At 46.6% G+C, this 17,200-nt stretch carries 14 protein-coding genes; 12 read left to right on the top strand and 2 right to left on the bottom strand.

All coding sequences use genetic code 11. From position 1 onward, the window contains the following. Positions 1-146 precede the first annotated feature (146 nt). Positions 147-1,934, bottom strand: a complete 1,788-nt coding sequence (locus ACXAFM_RS13025; protein WP_014977357.1) for a PQQ-dependent methanol/ethanol family dehydrogenase — start codon at positions 1,932-1,934, stop codon at positions 147-149. 300 nt (positions 1,935-2,234) lie between these two features. Further along, entirely contained in the window at positions 2,235-3,143 is a 909-nt protein-coding gene (locus ACXAFM_RS13020; RefSeq protein ID WP_474834843.1) for a substrate-binding periplasmic protein, read from the bottom strand. Between the two features lie 184 nt (positions 3,144-3,327). Here ACXAFM_RS13020 and ACXAFM_RS13015 point away from each other — a divergent pair, with 184 nt between their 5' ends. The 12 genes from ACXAFM_RS13015 to ACXAFM_RS12960 all read left to right on the top strand — a co-directional run bounded on the left by ACXAFM_RS13015 (position 3,328) and on the right by ACXAFM_RS12960 (position 16,972). Next, entirely contained in the window at positions 3,328-4,677 is a 1,350-nt protein-coding gene (locus ACXAFM_RS13015; protein ID WP_474834841.1) for a type 1 periplasmic-binding domain-containing protein, read from the top strand. Further along, positions 4,674-5,657: a PQQ-dependent catabolism-associated beta-propeller protein gene (locus tag ACXAFM_RS13010; protein ID WP_474834839.1), complete on the top strand. Its 984-nt coding sequence runs from the start codon at positions 4,674-4,676 to the stop codon at positions 5,655-5,657. The genes ACXAFM_RS13015 and ACXAFM_RS13010 overlap by 4 nt, the downstream gene beginning before the upstream one ends. Further along, positions 5,648-6,370 (top strand): ATP-binding cassette domain-containing protein, encoded by a 723-nt coding sequence (locus ACXAFM_RS13005; protein WP_474834837.1) that lies wholly within the window; start codon positions 5,648-5,650, stop codon positions 6,368-6,370. The genes ACXAFM_RS13010 and ACXAFM_RS13005 overlap by 10 nt, the downstream gene beginning before the upstream one ends. Continuing rightward, positions 6,370-7,152: an ABC transporter permease gene (locus tag ACXAFM_RS13000; RefSeq protein ID WP_474834835.1), complete on the top strand. Its 783-nt coding sequence runs from the start codon at positions 6,370-6,372 to the stop codon at positions 7,150-7,152. Before ACXAFM_RS13005 ends, ACXAFM_RS13000 begins: the two co-directional genes overlap by 1 nt. Next, on the top strand, positions 7,149-8,984 hold the full coding sequence (locus tag ACXAFM_RS12995; RefSeq protein WP_474834833.1) for a leucyl aminopeptidase: 1,836 nt from the start codon (positions 7,149-7,151) through the stop codon (positions 8,982-8,984). The genes ACXAFM_RS13000 and ACXAFM_RS12995 overlap by 4 nt, the downstream gene beginning before the upstream one ends. 104 nt (positions 8,985-9,088) lie before the next feature. Then, positions 9,089-9,160 carry a pyrroloquinoline quinone precursor peptide PqqA gene (gene pqqA / locus ACXAFM_RS12990; RefSeq protein ID WP_071953288.1) on the top strand — a complete coding sequence of 24 codons (72 nt, stop codon included), beginning with the start codon at positions 9,089-9,091 and terminating at the stop codon, positions 9,158-9,160. A gap of 72 nt (positions 9,161-9,232) precedes the next feature. Next, positions 9,233-10,153, top strand: coding sequence for a pyrroloquinoline quinone biosynthesis protein PqqB (gene pqqB, locus ACXAFM_RS12985; RefSeq protein ID WP_474834831.1), 921 nt, complete (start codon positions 9,233-9,235; stop codon positions 10,151-10,153). 2 nt (positions 10,154-10,155) lie between these two features. Continuing rightward, complete coding sequence (pqqC, locus tag ACXAFM_RS12980; protein WP_014950673.1) at positions 10,156-10,911, top strand: pyrroloquinoline-quinone synthase PqqC; 756 nt, start codon at positions 10,156-10,158, stop codon at positions 10,909-10,911. Continuing rightward, complete coding sequence (gene pqqD, locus ACXAFM_RS12975; RefSeq protein ID WP_014999502.1) at positions 10,911-11,300, top strand: pyrroloquinoline quinone biosynthesis peptide chaperone PqqD; 390 nt, start codon at positions 10,911-10,913, stop codon at positions 11,298-11,300. The genes pqqC and pqqD overlap by 1 nt, the downstream gene beginning before the upstream one ends. After that, positions 11,290-12,450, top strand: coding sequence for a pyrroloquinoline quinone biosynthesis protein PqqE (pqqE, locus tag ACXAFM_RS12970; protein WP_474834828.1), 1,161 nt, complete (start codon positions 11,290-11,292; stop codon positions 12,448-12,450). The genes pqqD and pqqE overlap by 11 nt, the downstream gene beginning before the upstream one ends. Positions 12,451-12,538: 88 nt before the next feature. Continuing rightward, a complete protein-coding gene (locus ACXAFM_RS12965; protein ID WP_474834826.1) occupies positions 12,539-14,359 on the top strand; it encodes an insulinase family protein in 1,821 nt (606 codons plus the stop codon). 120 nt (positions 14,360-14,479) lie between these two features. After that, entirely contained in the window at positions 14,480-16,972 is a 2,493-nt protein-coding gene (locus ACXAFM_RS12960) for a TonB-dependent receptor (protein WP_474834824.1), read from the top strand. The last annotated feature ends 228 nt before the right edge of the window (positions 16,973-17,200 follow it).

Genomic DNA, 17,200 nt, shown 5'->3' with positions numbered 1-17,200 from the left:
CATCGAATTGACGCTGGTGAGAGTGGTGTAAAACTCGTCTTCTTTATGCTACTAAGTGAGAAAATAGCGGAAAAGGCGATGACTAAAATGGCCAGCGCACGTTAGCGCTGGCCAAGCATTTATCACCGTTTTACGCTTGGGGAATGTTAGTTTTTTGCCACCTGCTGGTAGCGCTTAGGCAATTTAAACGTCCACACGGTGCCGCCTTGGTTGAAGTGCTTCACACGTTTAGCAACTTCACCGCCCCATAATGGCACTGCGCCACCCCATCCAGATAGTACAGAAATGTACTGCTCACCATCCATTTCCCATGTCACTGGAGAGCCAACAATACCTGAGCCAGTTTGGAACTTGTAAACCATTTCGCCAGTTTTGTCGTCAAAGGCCATCAGATAACCTTCAGGGTTACCGGTCCAAACCAAACCACCACCTGTAGTTAACACGCCGCCCCAAAGTGGAGAAAAGTTGTTATAGCGCCAAACGGTTTTACCTGTTTTGGGGTCAATCGCTTTAAGTACGCCGATAAAGTCCTCATTCACTGATTTAATGGTGAAACCCGCACCTAGGTACGCTGCACCTTTCTTGTAAGAGGTAGGCTCGTTCCAGATATCCATTTCCCATTCGTTTGAAGGCACATAGAAGAGTTCAGTATCCTTTGAATAGGCCATTGGCATCCAGTTTTTACCGCCTAAGAACGCAGGGCGAGCAACAACCTGTGCACCTTGTTTACCATCAGCTGATTGCGCTGGGCTTCCTGGGCGATTTTCTTCAATGTAGATAGGTCGACCTTTTTCATCCAGCCCCTTTGCCCAGTTCAATTTGTCAACGAACGGGAAGCCGCGAATGAAGTCACCGTTTTCGCGGTTAAGGACGTAGAAAAAGCCGTTTCTGTCGGCGGTTGCCGCCGCTTTCACTGTCTTGCCGTTTTCCTGGTAGTCAAACGAGATAAGCTCGTTTACGCCATCGAAGTCCCAGCCATCGTGTGGTGTGGTTTGGAAGTGCCACACAATTTTTCCTGTATTAGGGTCGATAGCTAAGCGCGACGACGAGAAGTAGTTATCGCCCGGACGTAGGTGAGAGTTCCACGGTGCAGGGTTACCCGTACCGAAGAATAGTAAACCTGTATCTGAGTCGTAAGTGCCGCCTAGCCAGGTTGCTGCACCACCGGTTTTCCATAAATCAGCAGGCCATGTTTTGCCTGGCGCTCCGCCTGAAATTCCATTTTCGGTTTTCTTACCGTCTTTCCATAAGTACCCCATGTGCCCTTCAACGGTAGGTCTAACCCATAGCTGTTTGCCAGACTTCGCGTCGTAAGCATACACTTTACCGACGATCCCGAACTCACCACCGGAGATGCCTGTAATGACTTTTCCGTCAACAACAATAGGCGCTGCAGTAATGGCGTAGCCCGCTCGGTAGTCTTCAACTTTTTTCTTCCAAACGGTTTTGCCCGTGTCTTTATCCAGTGCTACTAGCTTGGCGTCCAAGGTGCCAAATATGACCAGGTTATCGTAAAGCGCAACGCCACGGTTTATAACGTCACAGCAAGGCATAATGCCGTCGGGCAAACGCGCCTCATATTGCCATAATTCTTCACCCGTTCTCGCATCGATGGCCCACACACGAGAGTAAGATCCGGTTACATACATCACACCATCTTTTACCAGAGGCTGCGATTCTTGACCCCGCTGCTTTTCACCACCTAATGAGAACGCCCACACGGGACGCACTTCTTCTACTGTATCGCGGTTGATAGCGGTTAGCGGACTATAGCGCTGAGCTTTCAAGCCCATTCCATACGTCACTACGTCGTCAGTGGTAACGTGGTCATTTTGAATATCTTTGTCGGTGACAACAGCATGGACAGGAGTTAACGCACTTGCACAAACCAGCATAGATAGGGCAAGTTTTTTAATTGGCATATTATTATTCATAACGGTTCCTAGTTGCATGTAGGCCATAAATGGTCTGTTTCAGACTATTCGTTAGGATTAGCATAGCTAGGGGGGATGTCGATGCCTATGCAACAGCGGAGTGATTTGACTCCTCCTTTAGGAGGAGGAATGAAGGGCTATTTTCCCTTTTGTTTAACACCTTTACGCTTTCACGTCTTTTTGAAGTAATGCGTGACTGATAACGGCGCTAGAGGTAAGAAGGCAATTGGCCATAGAGTTATTGCCTAAAGTACTATCGCGCTGAACGCTATTGGTCACATGCTTTTATACTGAATTTTCTTATTCTGAACTTTCATTCCCTGAAAAATAGGGCGGCATCTCATAAATGGTTTTGTATTTCTCAAATAACCGTTGCATATCGCCCTCGACCACCATTCGCGTAATTACATCACCAATTTCATAGCCAAGCGCGCGATAATTAGTATGAACAGCAAGTCCTATGTCCCACTTTTGCTTTCCAATAAGCGGAAACGCGTTGCTTGCAAGGCGATATTGCTCATTATCAACAAACTGACTGAGGTAGGATATTTGCGAGCGCAATCCCATTACCGCTTCGACGGTTCCCGCTTTCATCGCGTCAAACGCTTCTGCGTTTGAGCCATAGTGCGATGTTTTTTCTCGCAATCGGCCGCCAAACGCTGACGTTAAGTAAAAGTGGGGAATGCTGTCTATTTCCGCCCCAATCGTGTGATACTGAAACATGCCCATGGTTTCCACTTCGGGCAAGGTGTGCGTGTTGTGAATGATTTGCCAGCTTTCACGCTGATAAGGGGCAAACATATGAACGAGCTCATTAACCAACAAGCCCACATCGTCACGTTTTTGAGAAAAGCTTGGGTCGTAAGGCGCGCGCATCATCACATCAGCCTTAATGCGATGAATTATATGGCCCTTCCATAGGTAATTTCTGAAATCGTCCTCTGTCGTTTCACCTGGTGTCATCCATATCAGTTCTAGCTCAACACCAAGGGCGCTCGCGATTTCACGGGCGATATCAATATCAATACCTGTGGGGCTGTCGTTTTCAATAAATGAAAATGGAGGATAGTCGGTGTACACCGCAATTCTAATTAAACCGCTGTCTTTAATATCGTCTAGCGATCTCGCTTCCCCGAACGCAGAAAGCGCAGAACCCGTTATCAGGCAGAGTAAAATGAAAATAACTCGAAAAGGTTTAACTAACTGCACAGCTTACCCACTTATTCAATCGAACTTCTTAAGCATACTAAGGGTTTAGCGTGATTTTACTAATGCTACTTTAGCGCCATAGCATTCCTCCTTTAGGAGGATGTTCTTCGGGAAAATTGCCATATACCCTTATGTCAGACAAACAGATATCAGCAAAAGCATGCAGCTGAGCTCGGGGTGATATATGGCAAAGGGTGTAAAAAGCACGGTTAAAAGACGATTAACCGGTAGGCGCTATCAAAAATGTATAACGTCACTTTTTTGCTGCGTTCTGTTGCCGTTTTTAAACAGCGCGCTCGCGTTTAATGAAGCGCATCCTTCACAGGCTCAACAAGCTGCACCACAGGCCTCTTTTGCCACTATTCCGGTCATTTACATAAAAGTTGCGGGCACATCTCCACCAGGCACACCAGACTATTTAAAGTCCCCCAGCAATGAGGGGACAGCTGGCGCAAGTGTGGCGATAAAGGATGCCAATATCACGGGAAAATTTCTTGGTTATCAGTTTGAGTTAACTGAAATCATTGTGCCTTCTATCGGCGAACTGCAAGCTTCTTTAGCTAAAACACGCCAGCACTCTGGTTCAAGTGCTAACACAAATTACATAGAAATAAGCAGCAATCAGCAAGGCAACATTGCACCTGTTGTACTACTGGACATGCGAAGCAGTGATAAGGTAAAGGCTGCCTCAATTGAGTCGCTGATTGCCACTATTCAAAGCACGCTTCCTAATGCCGTATTTTTTAACGTAGCTAATAGCGATGATTTGCTGAGACAAAATTCATGTCGCCTGCCCTTGTTTCATACGATCCCCAGTTATCAGATGAAAGCCGACGCGCTAGCTCAGTGGTTTCGCACTAAGCGTATTGACGAGATATTTGCAGTTTACGGAAAAACCGCTGACGATGATGCATACCTAGCCGCGTTCAAACGCAGCGCTAAAAAATTCAAGCTTTCACTTGTTGAAACTAAACAGTGGCAAGACAGTTTTGATTTACGCAGGGCTGCCTTTGCTGAAATTCCTCAATTTACGCGAACAAGAGAAACCTATCAGGCTGTTTTTACCGCCGATAGCGCGGCGCAATTCGCGTATAGCCTACCCTTTAACACCTATTATCCCGTACCTGTGGTAGGCGCTGCCGGCCTAAAAGCGCTAGGTTGGCACTTTACCCACGAACAATGGGGCGCCCGTCAGCTTCAAAGCCGTTTTAACGACGGGTTTAACAGACACATGAATGAAGTCGACTTCGCCGCGTACCTTGCGGTAACGGCGGTGGCGAATGCTGCGCAGCAAGGAAGCGATTTAACGCAGCAGGGAATACTTAAAACCTTGCTTAGCGACCACTACACACTGGGTGCCTATAAAGGCCGCCCTCTTTCTATTCGCCCCTACACCCACCAATTTCGTCAGCCTATTGCGTTGGCCCACGAAGACGCATTGGTGACTCATGCACCCCTTGAAGGCTTTCTGCACCAAACCAACGAACTGGACACATTAGGCGCAACACACACTACCTGTAAGGACAAGTTATGAGCTATCGCTTTGCACTCATGCTTGGCAGTTTAATGGCAAGCTTTGCCTTTGCACTTCCCCAAGCCTTTGCACTTCCTCAAGCGTATGTCACTAACGAAAAAGACAACACGCTATCTGTCATTGATATGACGACATTTGATGTGGTTGAAACTATCGAGGTTGGAGAGCGACCCCGAGGGTTTATTTTAAGTGCAGACCAGTCCCACGCGTATATCTGTGCCTCTGATGCTGATCGCATTCAAATTATGGATTTGTCTACCCATTCCATAGTGGGCGATCTTCCCTCAGGTGCAGATCCTGAAACCATAGCACTACATCCTAACGGCACCACTATTTACACAGCTAATGAAGACGATGCCCTTCTTACTGTTATCGACATTCCAACGGCTCAGGTCATTTCTCAGATAGATGTGGGCGTAGAGCCTGAGGGGCTTGCTGTGAGCCACGACGGCAGCATGATGGTCGTTACATCAGAAACCACCAACATGGTGCACTGGATAGATACAAAAACTCACGAAAATATTGCAAATAGCTTGGTTGATGCAAGACCCAGAGATGCTCACTTTACCAGAGATGACAAGTACCTTTGGGTAAGCTCGGAAATAGGTGGCACCGTTAGTATTTTCGATACTGCTACTAAGCAAAAAGTGAAGACCCTTTCCTTTGCCATTAAAGGCGTTTATCGCGACAAGGTTCAGCCAGTGGGTATTGTGCTTATGAAAGATAAGCCCTACGCCTTCGTGGCGCTTGGCCCAGCAAATCGCATAGCGGTCATCAATACCGATACCTTCGAGGTGGAAGACTACATTTTGGTTGGGCGACGAGTGTGGCAGTTGGCGTTTAATCAAGATCAGTCTTTATTGCTGACCACTAACGGTGTGAGCGGTGATGTTTCTGTCATCAATACCCACTCGTTAAACGTAGAGCAAACGATAAAAGTGGGGCGTTACCCTTGGGGCGTGGCGGTTAAATGGAAATAGCGGTTCAAGCGGTTTCACATCAGTACGGCAGCCACAACGCGCTAGACAATATAAGCCTTTGCCTAAAACCAGGCTTAACCATGCTGCTTGGGCCAAATGGCGCAGGTAAAAGTACCTTATTTGCGCTTATTACTGGCCTGCAAAAACTCACGCAAGGCAGTATTACCTTTGATGGTGCTACTCTGTCTCAATCTCGCACAAGTATTATGGCGAAAATGGGCGTGGTATTTCAGCAAAGTACTTTAGATATCGACTTATCGGTAAAACAAAATTTGTCCTATTTTGCTTCGCTCCACGACATAAGTACCACTAGCGCGCTGTCTCATATTCAAGGCCTGCTCGACGAGCTCGACCTTACGACCAAGCTCAACACAAAAATTCGAAATTTAAATGGCGGGCACAGACGTCGGGTCGAGTTAGCTCGCTGCCTTATTCACAAGCCATCCTTGCTGCTATTAGACGAGCCTACCGTTGGCTTAGATATAGAATCCCGTCATCTTATTTTGCGGGTAGTACAAGCGCTCGCTCATTCCCAAAACGTAAGTGTACTGTGGGCCACGCATTTGTTTGAAGAAGTGAAGCACAACAACAACTTGATAGTCTTATCAAAAGGACGAGTGTTAGCCCACGATAAATGTGAAGCCTTGTTAGCCAAGTATCATCAACAGGATATTGAGCACCTTTGGCAGCATTTGATGCAGGAAGGCTCCTGATGTATTGGCGCTGTTTTGTGGGCGTACTTACCCGAGAGATGCTGAAGTTCTGGCAGCAACGTACACGCTTGTTAAGTGCGTTGGTGCGCCCGCTGCTTTGGCTATTTGTTTTTGCCGCAGGGTTTCGTTCGGCCTTGGGTCTTTCAATGACCGAGCCTTACGAGAGTTATATTTTGTACGAAGAGTACATTGTACCTGGGCTTGCCGCCATGATTGTGCTTTTTAATAGTATGCAAAGTTCATTGTCCATGGTGTACGACAGAGAAATGGGCAGCATGAAAGTACTGCTGTTAAGCCCGGTTCCCCGCCCTTTTCTGCTAGGCAGCAAGCTTATAACCAACACCTTGGTAAGCGCTATTCAGGTGTACATCTTCTTTGCCTTTGCGCTTTTACTGGATGTACGCCTATCTGCGTTGGGATACGTTTATGCGTTGCCTGTTATTGCGCTACTGTCATTGTTTTTAGGTTCGTTAGGATTATTACTGGCAAACTATATTAAGCAGCTAGAGAACTTTGCTGGTGTCATGAATTTTGTCATTTTCCCATTGTTCTTTCTATCAAGCGCCCTATACCCTCTTTGGAAAATGCGTGAGGCCAGCGAATGGCTGTATCAGATTTGTGCCTTTAACCCCTTTAGTAGCGGCGTAGAATTACTGCGATTTGCGCTTTATGAAAAACTCGAACACAAAGCGCTTGCCGTTGTACTTTGCCTTACGGCTATCACTTTTATTTTCGCTGTGAGAAGCTTTCGCCCCAAAGCCTCAAAAGGGCGCTTCTCGTGATAAAAGCAAACCTAACCTGGGCTAATGAAAGCAAGAAAGTTCAAACGTTAGACGATAGTGACTGCTTACTTATTTTAACTACGCCCGAGTTATTAGCGAGCCAACTATTTCACTTTTCAAAACCCGTTAAGACATACATTGAGCAAGTTTTTGACGATGTAGGTTTTGCAGGAAATAAAGGCGAATGTGTATTAGTACAAGGCCTTAAGGCGTTTAAAACAAGTTACATCCCAGACACTGAAAACAGCGGACAAAACAAAATTAGCCAACAATTAGCTGATGTAAAACGGGTGCTGTTTTATGGTGTCGATTTTGCGCTTTTTGAAGCGTCAGATGCACCCAACGCCTCTAGCCGTGCCTCGACTTTATCTAAAACTAATTACTCCTCCATGGTGAATCGTTCAAGCTACGCTAGCGATTCAAATTCTGCGTTTAATTCAAAAAGCAGCAGTGACTTGAACCAAAATGACGCGCCAGCATTTCGCTACTTAGAACAGCAGTTCGATGCATTGTTTAAAAAGCTTAAAAGCGTGTCGGTAACCTTGGAAAAGCTGTCGTTAATGGCGCTTTCTACCACTGAAACAGCAAGCTGCGACCCTGTTAACACCATTGCGAGCCACTCACAGTTTCTAAGTGCGCTACTTAGAAGCTATTTTGAGCACGGCTATCACTTTAAAGGCTATAAAACGAATAATCGATCGGTTTCCAACAGTCAGCCTCTCAATGACAACAACAACGCAAATAATGGAGCAATTAACCAAGCACTTGATATTAGGGTCACGCTGTCTCTTGCATTAGATGCCAAGTATTTTACTAACGCGCAAAAGCGTCTCGTTTCACACACTATAAGCTATGAAACGGCCCTTAATGACGCGATGACCTGGGCTAAAGATCTCGCCCACATGCCAGCCAACCTATGTACGCCAGATTATCTGGCCGAACAAGCTCAGCAACTGGCGCAAACCTTTAGCACGGTTTCTTGCGATATCCTCAATGAAAGCACGCTGAAGCAGCTAGGCATGAATGGCTATTTAGCGGTAAACGCGGGTTCACAGTTTGCTGCCACAATGCCTATTCTTCGCTACACAGCCAAAGGTTTAGAGAATTCTCCGCCGGTAGTGTTAATTGGCAAAGGCGTAACGTTTGACAGTGGCGGCATAACGTTAAAGCGCAGCCCTGATATGCGCCATATGATTTACGACATGGCGGGCGCCGGCTGTGTATTGGGCGTCATTCAGGCGGTTGCCACGCTGGGGTTAAATATAAATATTATTGGTATTGTGGCGAGCGCCGATAATGCGGTTGATGGCAAAGCCTATCGCCCGGGTGACATTATTACTATGCACGCTGGGAAAACCGTGGAAGTAATGAGTACCGATGCAGAGGGGCGTATGCTTATGGCCGATGCAATCAGCTACGCGAGACAGTTCTCCCCTTCGGTTATTATTGATATAGCAACGCTAACCGGCGCGGCTATTAGCGCACTGGGGCACAAAGCCACTGCGCTTTTTAGCAACACTTCAGCGCTTGAAAGTGCGTTAGTTGAAGCGGGGGAACAGGCTAACGACAGGTGCTGGCCTTTCCCACTGTGGCCAGAATATCAAGACGCCATTACCTCTCAACATGCGGATATGATGAATACGGGGATAAACTCTCCCGGTGCTATTTCGGCAGGCTGCTTTCTCTCTCGCTTTGCTGACGGCATCCCGTGGGCTCATCTCGATGTAGCAGGAACCGCTTTTACCTACACCAAATCGTTATCGGCAACCGGCCGCCCTATTCCTTTGCTGTTATCTTACTTAAGCAGCTGCGCTATCAAAAATAATCAATAAATCATCAAAATTCATGACAGTTCTCCTCCCTTAGGAGGATATCTGTTAACACATATTCAACATATACTCAGTCATGCGTTTAATCATAAAGAAGAGGAACAATTATGTGGACTAAACCCCAATACACAGAAATGCGCCTTGGTTTTGAAGTAACTCTTTACATCAATAACCGCTAGGCAACGCCCTCTGGGATGATGAACAAAAAGGCTGCCGATGCAGCCTTTTTTTACTTGTAGTATGGAGTTGTTATGCACGTATTGATTCTTGGTGCTGCCGCCGGGGGGGGATTTCCACAATGGAACTGCCACTGCCCAAATTGTAAGGGTTTACGCGAAGGTAAAATAAAGGCGAAAGGCAGAACACAGTCGAGCATTGCTGTCAGTAGTGATGGTAAAAATTGGGTGCTCATTAATGCCTCTCCCGATTTGCGGGAGCAGATAAATAGCCACCCGCAGCTGTGGCCCGACGCCCATGTGTCTCGCGGCACACGCATAAGCGCAATTGTGCTTACCGACAGTCAAATAGACCATACGACAGGCCTGCTAACATTGCGCGAAGGCTTACCCCTTCCCGTTTATTGTACCGATGTTGTGGCCGAAGACCTAACCACCAGCTTCCCGCTTTTTACCGTATTAAAACACTGGCACGGCGGACTACAGCAGCATTCAATTAATACCGATTATCATCAACGCTTTGTACCAAAAGGGGCAGAAGGCCTGACTTTCCAACCCGTGGTATTAGAGTCTAATGCGCCCCCTTACTCGACGTATCGCGACAACATTGTGCCGGGCAACAATATCGGCCTGAAGATAACTGACGACACCACGGGCAACGTGCTTTTTTACGCGCCGGGATGTATGCAGGCAAACGACACAGTAAAACAGGTGATGCGCGAATCTCACTGCGTGCTATTTGACGGTACGCTGTGGGCCAATGAAGAAATGATAGATCACGGCTTTAGCAACAAGCTGGGCACTGATATGGGACACATGCCGGTTAATGGAAAGGGCGGAGCCATTGCGCTGCTAAAGGAATTTAACGTTGAGCGTAAAGTGCTTATTCATATCAACAACACAAATCGCGTGCTTGACGAAGACTCCAGTGCCTATCACAGCCTGTGTGAGCAAGGTATTGAATTGGCTTACGACGGTATGGAAATTGAGGTGTAGTAATGACAGAACACGCATGGTCTAGACAAGAATTCGAACAAAAACTGAGAGAAAAAGGCGCTTACTACCATATTCATCACCCCTTTCATAAACGCATGAATGAAGGACACTGCAGCGTTGATGAAATTCAGGGCTGGGTGGCCAACCGACTATATTATCAAATGGCGATACCGGTTAAAGACGCGGCAATTTTAGCGAATTGCGAAGATCAATCGGTACGCAGAACTTGGATCCAACGAATTATCGATCACGATGGACGGGAAGGTGAAGACGGACTGGGCGGCATAGAAGCCTGGTTGCGGTTAGGCGAAGCGGTAGGCTTGAACCGCAGTGAATTGCTTGATGAAACCCACCTGTTGCCAGCGGTTAAGTTTGCAGTAAATGCCTATGTGAATTTTGCCCGCCGTGCGTCGTGGGAAGAGGCTGCCTGCTCATCGTTAACTGAAATGTTCGCCCCTGAAATACATCAAAGCCGATTAGATACCTGGCCTGGGCACTATACATGGATTGATAGTGAAGGCTTTACCTACTTTCAAATGCGGTTAAGTCAGGCGCGCCGTGATGTAGAGCATGGCCTGCAGATTACCCTTGACCACTTTGTTACCCGACAACAGCAAGAACATGCGCTCAATATACTGCAGTTCAAAATTGATATTTTGTGGAGCATTGCTGATGCCATTTGCTTTGCCTATGAATATAAGAGAAAGCCGTTTGATGGTATTGCCGACCAGCGGGTGTGCCATATAGGGAGGTTTTAATGATGTCGAATTTACAATCACAAACCGAGCACCACTTAGATGCTGATAGCGTCGGTGCTGATAACGTGGAAGATAACATTGAAAATAGCAGCAGTCACAACAACGAGGGCGGCCGCACAAGAGACAAAACAGCTTCTTTAAATCCGCTTTTTCGCATGCAGTACGAGAAAGCTCAGGGTTGTTATGTTTTGTTGTTCCCCGAAGGAATGATCAAACTTAACCCTTCTGCGGCAGAAATTCTTAAGCGAGTAGATGGCAGCAATACGGAAAATGCCATTTGTGCTGAGCTTCGCCAGGCGTTCCCTGATGCACCTGAAGATTTAGAAGAAGATGTTCATGCATTTCTGGTCCATGCCGAGCAAAAGAAGTGGATCCGCTATGACGAATAATACAGACGTTGATTTACAAACCGACGTACCAAATACCATAACGCCACCGCTATGGCTCCTAGCCGAAATTACTTATCAGTGCCCATTGCATTGCCCCTATTGCTCAAACCCAGTAAACATGGAAGAAACATTTAATGAGCTCTCTACTGAGCATTGGGAGCGTGTGCTGCGTGAAGCGCGGGAAATGGGCGCCGTGCAATTGGGCTTTTCTGGCGGAGAGCCATTGCTTCGAAAAGACTTAGAGCATTTAGTTGCTTATGCGCGGGCTTTGGGTTTTTACACCAACTTGATCACCTCTGGCATTGGCATGACAGAAAAACGTATTGCCAAACTCAAAGAGGCCGGCCTTGACCACATTCAGCTGAGCTTTCAGGCAGCCAATGCTGAAGTCAACGACTTAATAGGCAACAAGCGTCACTCATTTGAACAAAAACTTAAAATTGCGAAGCTGGTAAAACAATACAACTACCCTATGGTGCTTAACTTCTGTATTACCGCGCAGAACATTCACGAAATAGAAGACGTGATGGCGCTCAGCGAGCAGCTGAACGCTGATTTTGTCGAGCTAGCTACCGTACAGTATTACGGCTGGGCCTATGAAAATAGAGACCATTTGCTGCCCACGTCACAGCAGCTACAGGAAGCTGAGGCCGCAGTGAACCGCTACCGCGCGCAGCAAAACGGTAAAGGACCAACCTTCATATTTGTGTCGCCCGACTACTATGAATCTCGCCCTAAGGCGTGTATGAATGGCTGGGGCACAACGTTTTTAACCGTAACGCCAGATGGCAGTGCCCTTCCGTGTCACAGTGCAAAGATATTACCCCTTCGTTTTCCTAATGTGAAAGAACGCTCGTTGCACGATATTTGGCACCAAGACTTTAGCTTTAATCATTTCCGTGGCGATAGTTGGATGCCTTCGCCCTGTAGGGACTGCGATGAAAAAGATAAAGACTTTGGCGGCTGCCGATGTCAGGCCTACCTGCTAACAGGTGATATGTATAAGACGGATCCGGTTTGCAGCAAGTCGCCCGATCACCATTTGATGAAAGGCATTACCGATAAAGCAGGTACTGAACCATCGAAGGCACTACAGTATCGGAAGGTGGAAAAGCCGATTCCCATTCTAGAAGTAAGTGCTACGAGGTAAGCGCTACGAGACAAGTAATACGAAATAAGTGCGCTGCGATAAGTACTAAACCAAAAGAGATACCGTTAAACCGCAATGATAAAAGTGTATGTCTGAATTTCATTTCATTGATGCCGGCTCTGGGTCAAAAGTGCATAGCGTTGTTTTTGCGCTAAAAACCCCTGCAGCAGGCCACACTGGGTTGTCTCATTTAGCTGAGCATATGAGCTTTCGACGCTCTCACCACTACCCCGCTGCCCACGAGCTTTTTACGGCCAATACACTTCTGCCTGTCAATATTAACGCTACCACACTCGCCGAGTACACCTTCTTTTTCGCTTCGTCTGAAAAAGCGAACGTTCTGCTTGATGCTGTGAATTACCTGTACTGTGGCCTGCTTAACCGGGATTACGGTACCGATGAGATTATCTTAGAGCGTGACGGGGTTATTTTTAACGAGCTCGCCATGCTAGAGGCAAACAGCGACTATGCATTAAACGCCGCTATTCGATTAGCCGATACCAATAAAAATGCCTATCAACACGCGGGTGGTTTTACACAAACCATAGGCAGCAATAGCATTCAAGCGCTTCAATACTACAAACGCCAGTGGTATCAGCCAAGCAATATCACCACGCTGGTTTACAGTGATTCAGCCCAATTTTTTGAGCAGTGCAAGGAGGTTGTTACAGCCTTGAGCGAAGAAATAGCACTGAGCGCAATGAAAGCGCAGAGCGTGGAAACAGCCTTGAGCGCTGAAAAAACCTTGAGCGAGAAAGCTGCTTTGAGCGAAGAATCAACCCTAAACAGGAACGCTGCACTGAGTCAGCACGCATCTCAACGCGAACACTCACATTTAGACAAAGAAGCCTCTCTTGATGCACAAACAATAAATAACAAAAACGAATCAATAAGACATGTATTAACTTGGTGGTTTCCTCAGTGCTTTTTGAATGGTTTACTACAGCAAGAAGCAACACTTAGCACCGTAGCAGGCCTTGAAAACACTTTATTTATCGACCCCGAAATCAATCAACAAGGCAATTTTGCAATTCGCCTCGTCACAAACGAAGCGATGAAGGTAGTAGCAAGCGAGCTTTCGATAGAAGCACTTCCAAAGCTTTCACAAAATCTGACACACAAGCTCGTGAGCGATGATTATGATAAAAGGCTGCGACAACTAAAACATGTGATATCCGAGTGTCTTGCCTCACTTGATATTAAGCCTTCAAAGCCAATGCCAGACACTGATAAACATGCAGAGGGTGTGGGGGCGGCTATTCGCTATTTTGCGCAACTAACAGATGCGTTGGGTTCTAACAAGTGTGCCGCCAAAGATTGTGCCACCAAAAGCGTTTATTTGGCGAGTGCTAATAAGGTATCGCACTCCTATTTGCGGGCTCTACCTTCACCAGAAAAGTCAGTCGCTCTCGAGCGGATTAGAAAGGCACGCAAAGACTTTTCCGCGCAAGCCAGCGCTTACAATAGCGACCAGTCACTTTTAATACCGCGTCTTAACTCTAAATACCGACATTTTATTGCGTTAGAGCACTTGCCTGCACTTCCACGTTTATTGCGGCCACTCGCCAACAATACCACCAATTTGAAACGCTTTAACGCTGAACACATTGCTTCGCACTTAACGCCGTTTTCCATTCCATCGCCCTCAATAACTCTAGAGTCGGCTTCTCTAAATTCTGCTTCTGGTTATGTGGCCTCGCACTGGGTGTATCGCATCGCGTTCTATCAACAGTCAAGACTACAAGCGGTACTGGCACACCACCTTTTCTGGCAACCAAGAACCTCGGGGGAATGCTACGCACTGGGCGCTGCAACCTATAAAAATAACCTTTTTCTATTCGGTGCCAGCGATACAAATATCACAGAGCGTGAAAACTGGTGTCATAAGGTTTTATCGATTCTCTCGTAGGGAATTCGGGAAAAAACACTGCTACCAATTTATGATACTTCCTCCCACTTAAGGAGGATATTTTTAGGGAATGGTTAAGGCAATACTGAAAGTATAAATAATAACGAAGCAGTCAAGACCATGCCTACGCGAATTTCTACTAAAAGCTCTAGCCAAAACGTTGCACAATTCCCAACACATCAACTTACCCGTTCACCTTTTGCTCTTGCGATTATTGCAAGCGCTGTAACCTATGCGTTTAGCTCTGCAGCAGAAGCTAACGATGCAATGGACCACTACGAGGTTATAGAGGTACAGGGAGCGACACCGCTTAGCGCCAACAGCAATAACTCTGCCGTATTTGGCAACGTTCAAACACTCACTCAAGATGACATTGAAGGGAGCGTTAACCGTTCACTACCGGAGCTACTCAAAACTCAGCTGGCAAGCGTGAACCTAAACGATGTTCAAAACAATCCATTCCAACCCGACCTGCAATACCGCGGGTTTACTGCCTCTCCGCTGCTTGGTCTACCTCAGGGCATTTCGGTGTACTTGAACGGCGGTCGGGTTAATGAAGCGTTTGGCGATACTGTGCATTGGGACCTAATGCCTCTAGATGCTATAGATACCGTTTCTTTGTACTCTGGTTCAAACCCTATGTTTGGCCAAAACACGCTAGGCGGCGCCCTTGCTCTAAGAACGAAAACAGGGTTTAGCTTCAACGCCAACGAAATAGATTTACAGGCTGGACAATTCGGCCAGAAAGCCGCGTCTGTGGAATCAGGTGGTCATAACGATCACTGGGCGTATTATGTGAACCTGAATCACTATGAAGAAGATGGCTGGCGCGACTATTCGCCATCTGAAGTGCAGCAAGTATTTACGTCCCTTGCCTATAAAAGTGACAAAATGCATCTCGACATGAACCTGTTTATGGCCGATAACGAGTTACTCGGAAATGGTGCGTCACCTATTGAACTACTGGATATTGAAGGAAGAGAAGCGGTCTACACCCACCCCGATCAGACCAACAACGAACTTACGCACGTCAATATAACCGGTGATTTCGTTTTAACTGACACCTTATCTTTAACCGCCAATATGTTTTATCGCGACACACAAACTCAATCAATCAACGGCGATGACAGTGATTTTGGTGCCTGCCAGTTCGCTGATGGACGCGTAACACTGTGTGAATTTGAAGATGATGACGACGATGACGATGATAATCCGCTTGATAGTGATGATGATGGCGACGACGATGACGATGATTTGCCTGTTGTAGGAGAAGGTGACGATATAGAAGCGGTTGAATTTATTGGCTTTGATGACGACACCGCGCTTGCCGAAATATCAGATGTGGACGCAGATGAACTTGATGGAACATACAATACGGGCCGCACAGACGCCAAAGCGACTGGGTTATCTTTTCAGCTAGCAAAACAATATGCCTTAAGCGGCTTCAGTTCAGAGTTAATTGTTGGTGCCAGCTACACCAAAGGAGATGTTAACTACGCCGCTGATACTACATTTGGTATTTTGGAAAACGAATCTGCACAAGACTCACGCACCGTTTTACCCATCGACGGGCTCATGGCACAAGAAGCCAGGGTTAGATTAGATGTAGACACCACCGCATGGTCGCTATTTTTCATGAATAGTACACAGCTCTCTTCAGCCGTATCACTCAATCTTGGTGGACGTTTTAACCGAGACCATATTGTTATGGAAGACCTGATTGATGACGGTGAAGGTTCATTGGACGGTAATCACCGTTTTACCCAATTTAACCCAGCGGTAGGTGTAGACATTACTATTGATGAGCAAAGCCAGTTGAATCTTGCAATCAGCCAGTCTTCAAGAACGCCAAGCCCAGCAGAGTTAAGCTGTGCAGATGAAGACGACCCGTGCCGCTTACCGAATGGATTTGTGGCCGATCCTCCTCTTGATCAGGTGGTCACCCAAACTATTGAAGCGAACTACACCACACGCATTGATAACATCGACCTTATGCTAAATGTTTTTCACAGTAGAAGTAAGGACGACATTATCTTCCAACAAGCAGGCTCTGTTGCCTCTCGCGGGTACTTTATTAACGTTGATGAAACCCAGCGTCAGGGCGTTGAATTCAGCGTAGGCTCAACGTGGGAAAAACTCACCTACCGATTAAACTACAACTATCTTAACGCAACCTATGAATCGACATTCACGTCGTTTAGCCCCTTTAACCCTCAGGGCCCGGATCGGGTCGTAACGCCAGGTGACAAAATTCCAGGCCAGCCAGAGCATTTAGTCAAGCTCTATGCAGATTACGCCTTAACGGATAAAGCGCGTTTAGGCGCAGAAGTTATTTCAGCATCTAGTCAGTACTTTAGGGGCGATGAGGCTAACGAAAATGAAAAGATTGACGGATACGTTATTGCAAACATTTATGCATCGTACCGGTTCAACGGCACATTTACCGCATCGCTACGTGTGAACAATGTGTTCGACAAAGACTATGAAACCTTTGGCACTTATGGCGAGGCTGATGAGGTATTAGAAGACATTTATCCCGACGTAGAAGGTGCAGAGTTCGTGGGCCCCGCACAACCGCGAATGGTTAGTGTAAATCTAAAAGCGAGATTCTAATCAGATAGCAGTTGTTACCACACGCGCTTTTGTCCACACAAAAGCTGCAAAAAAAATCAAAAAAACGCGACTTACTTTTTCACAGTAGTCGCGTTTTTTATCATTTATACATTTAATTTTCCCGCTACTAAAGAAGGAGATTAACACGCCTTACGGCCGATGGTTCAAAATTCAATAGAACCTATTATCAATTTACTGGACACCGAAAGCATTAAACCAGTCAAAAAT

It is taken from the genome of Alteromonas sp. ABD4_190, from assembly GCF_056160105.1.
Note: the sequence above shows the minus strand (reverse complement) of the source record. Positions and strands in the feature narration are given on the sequence as shown.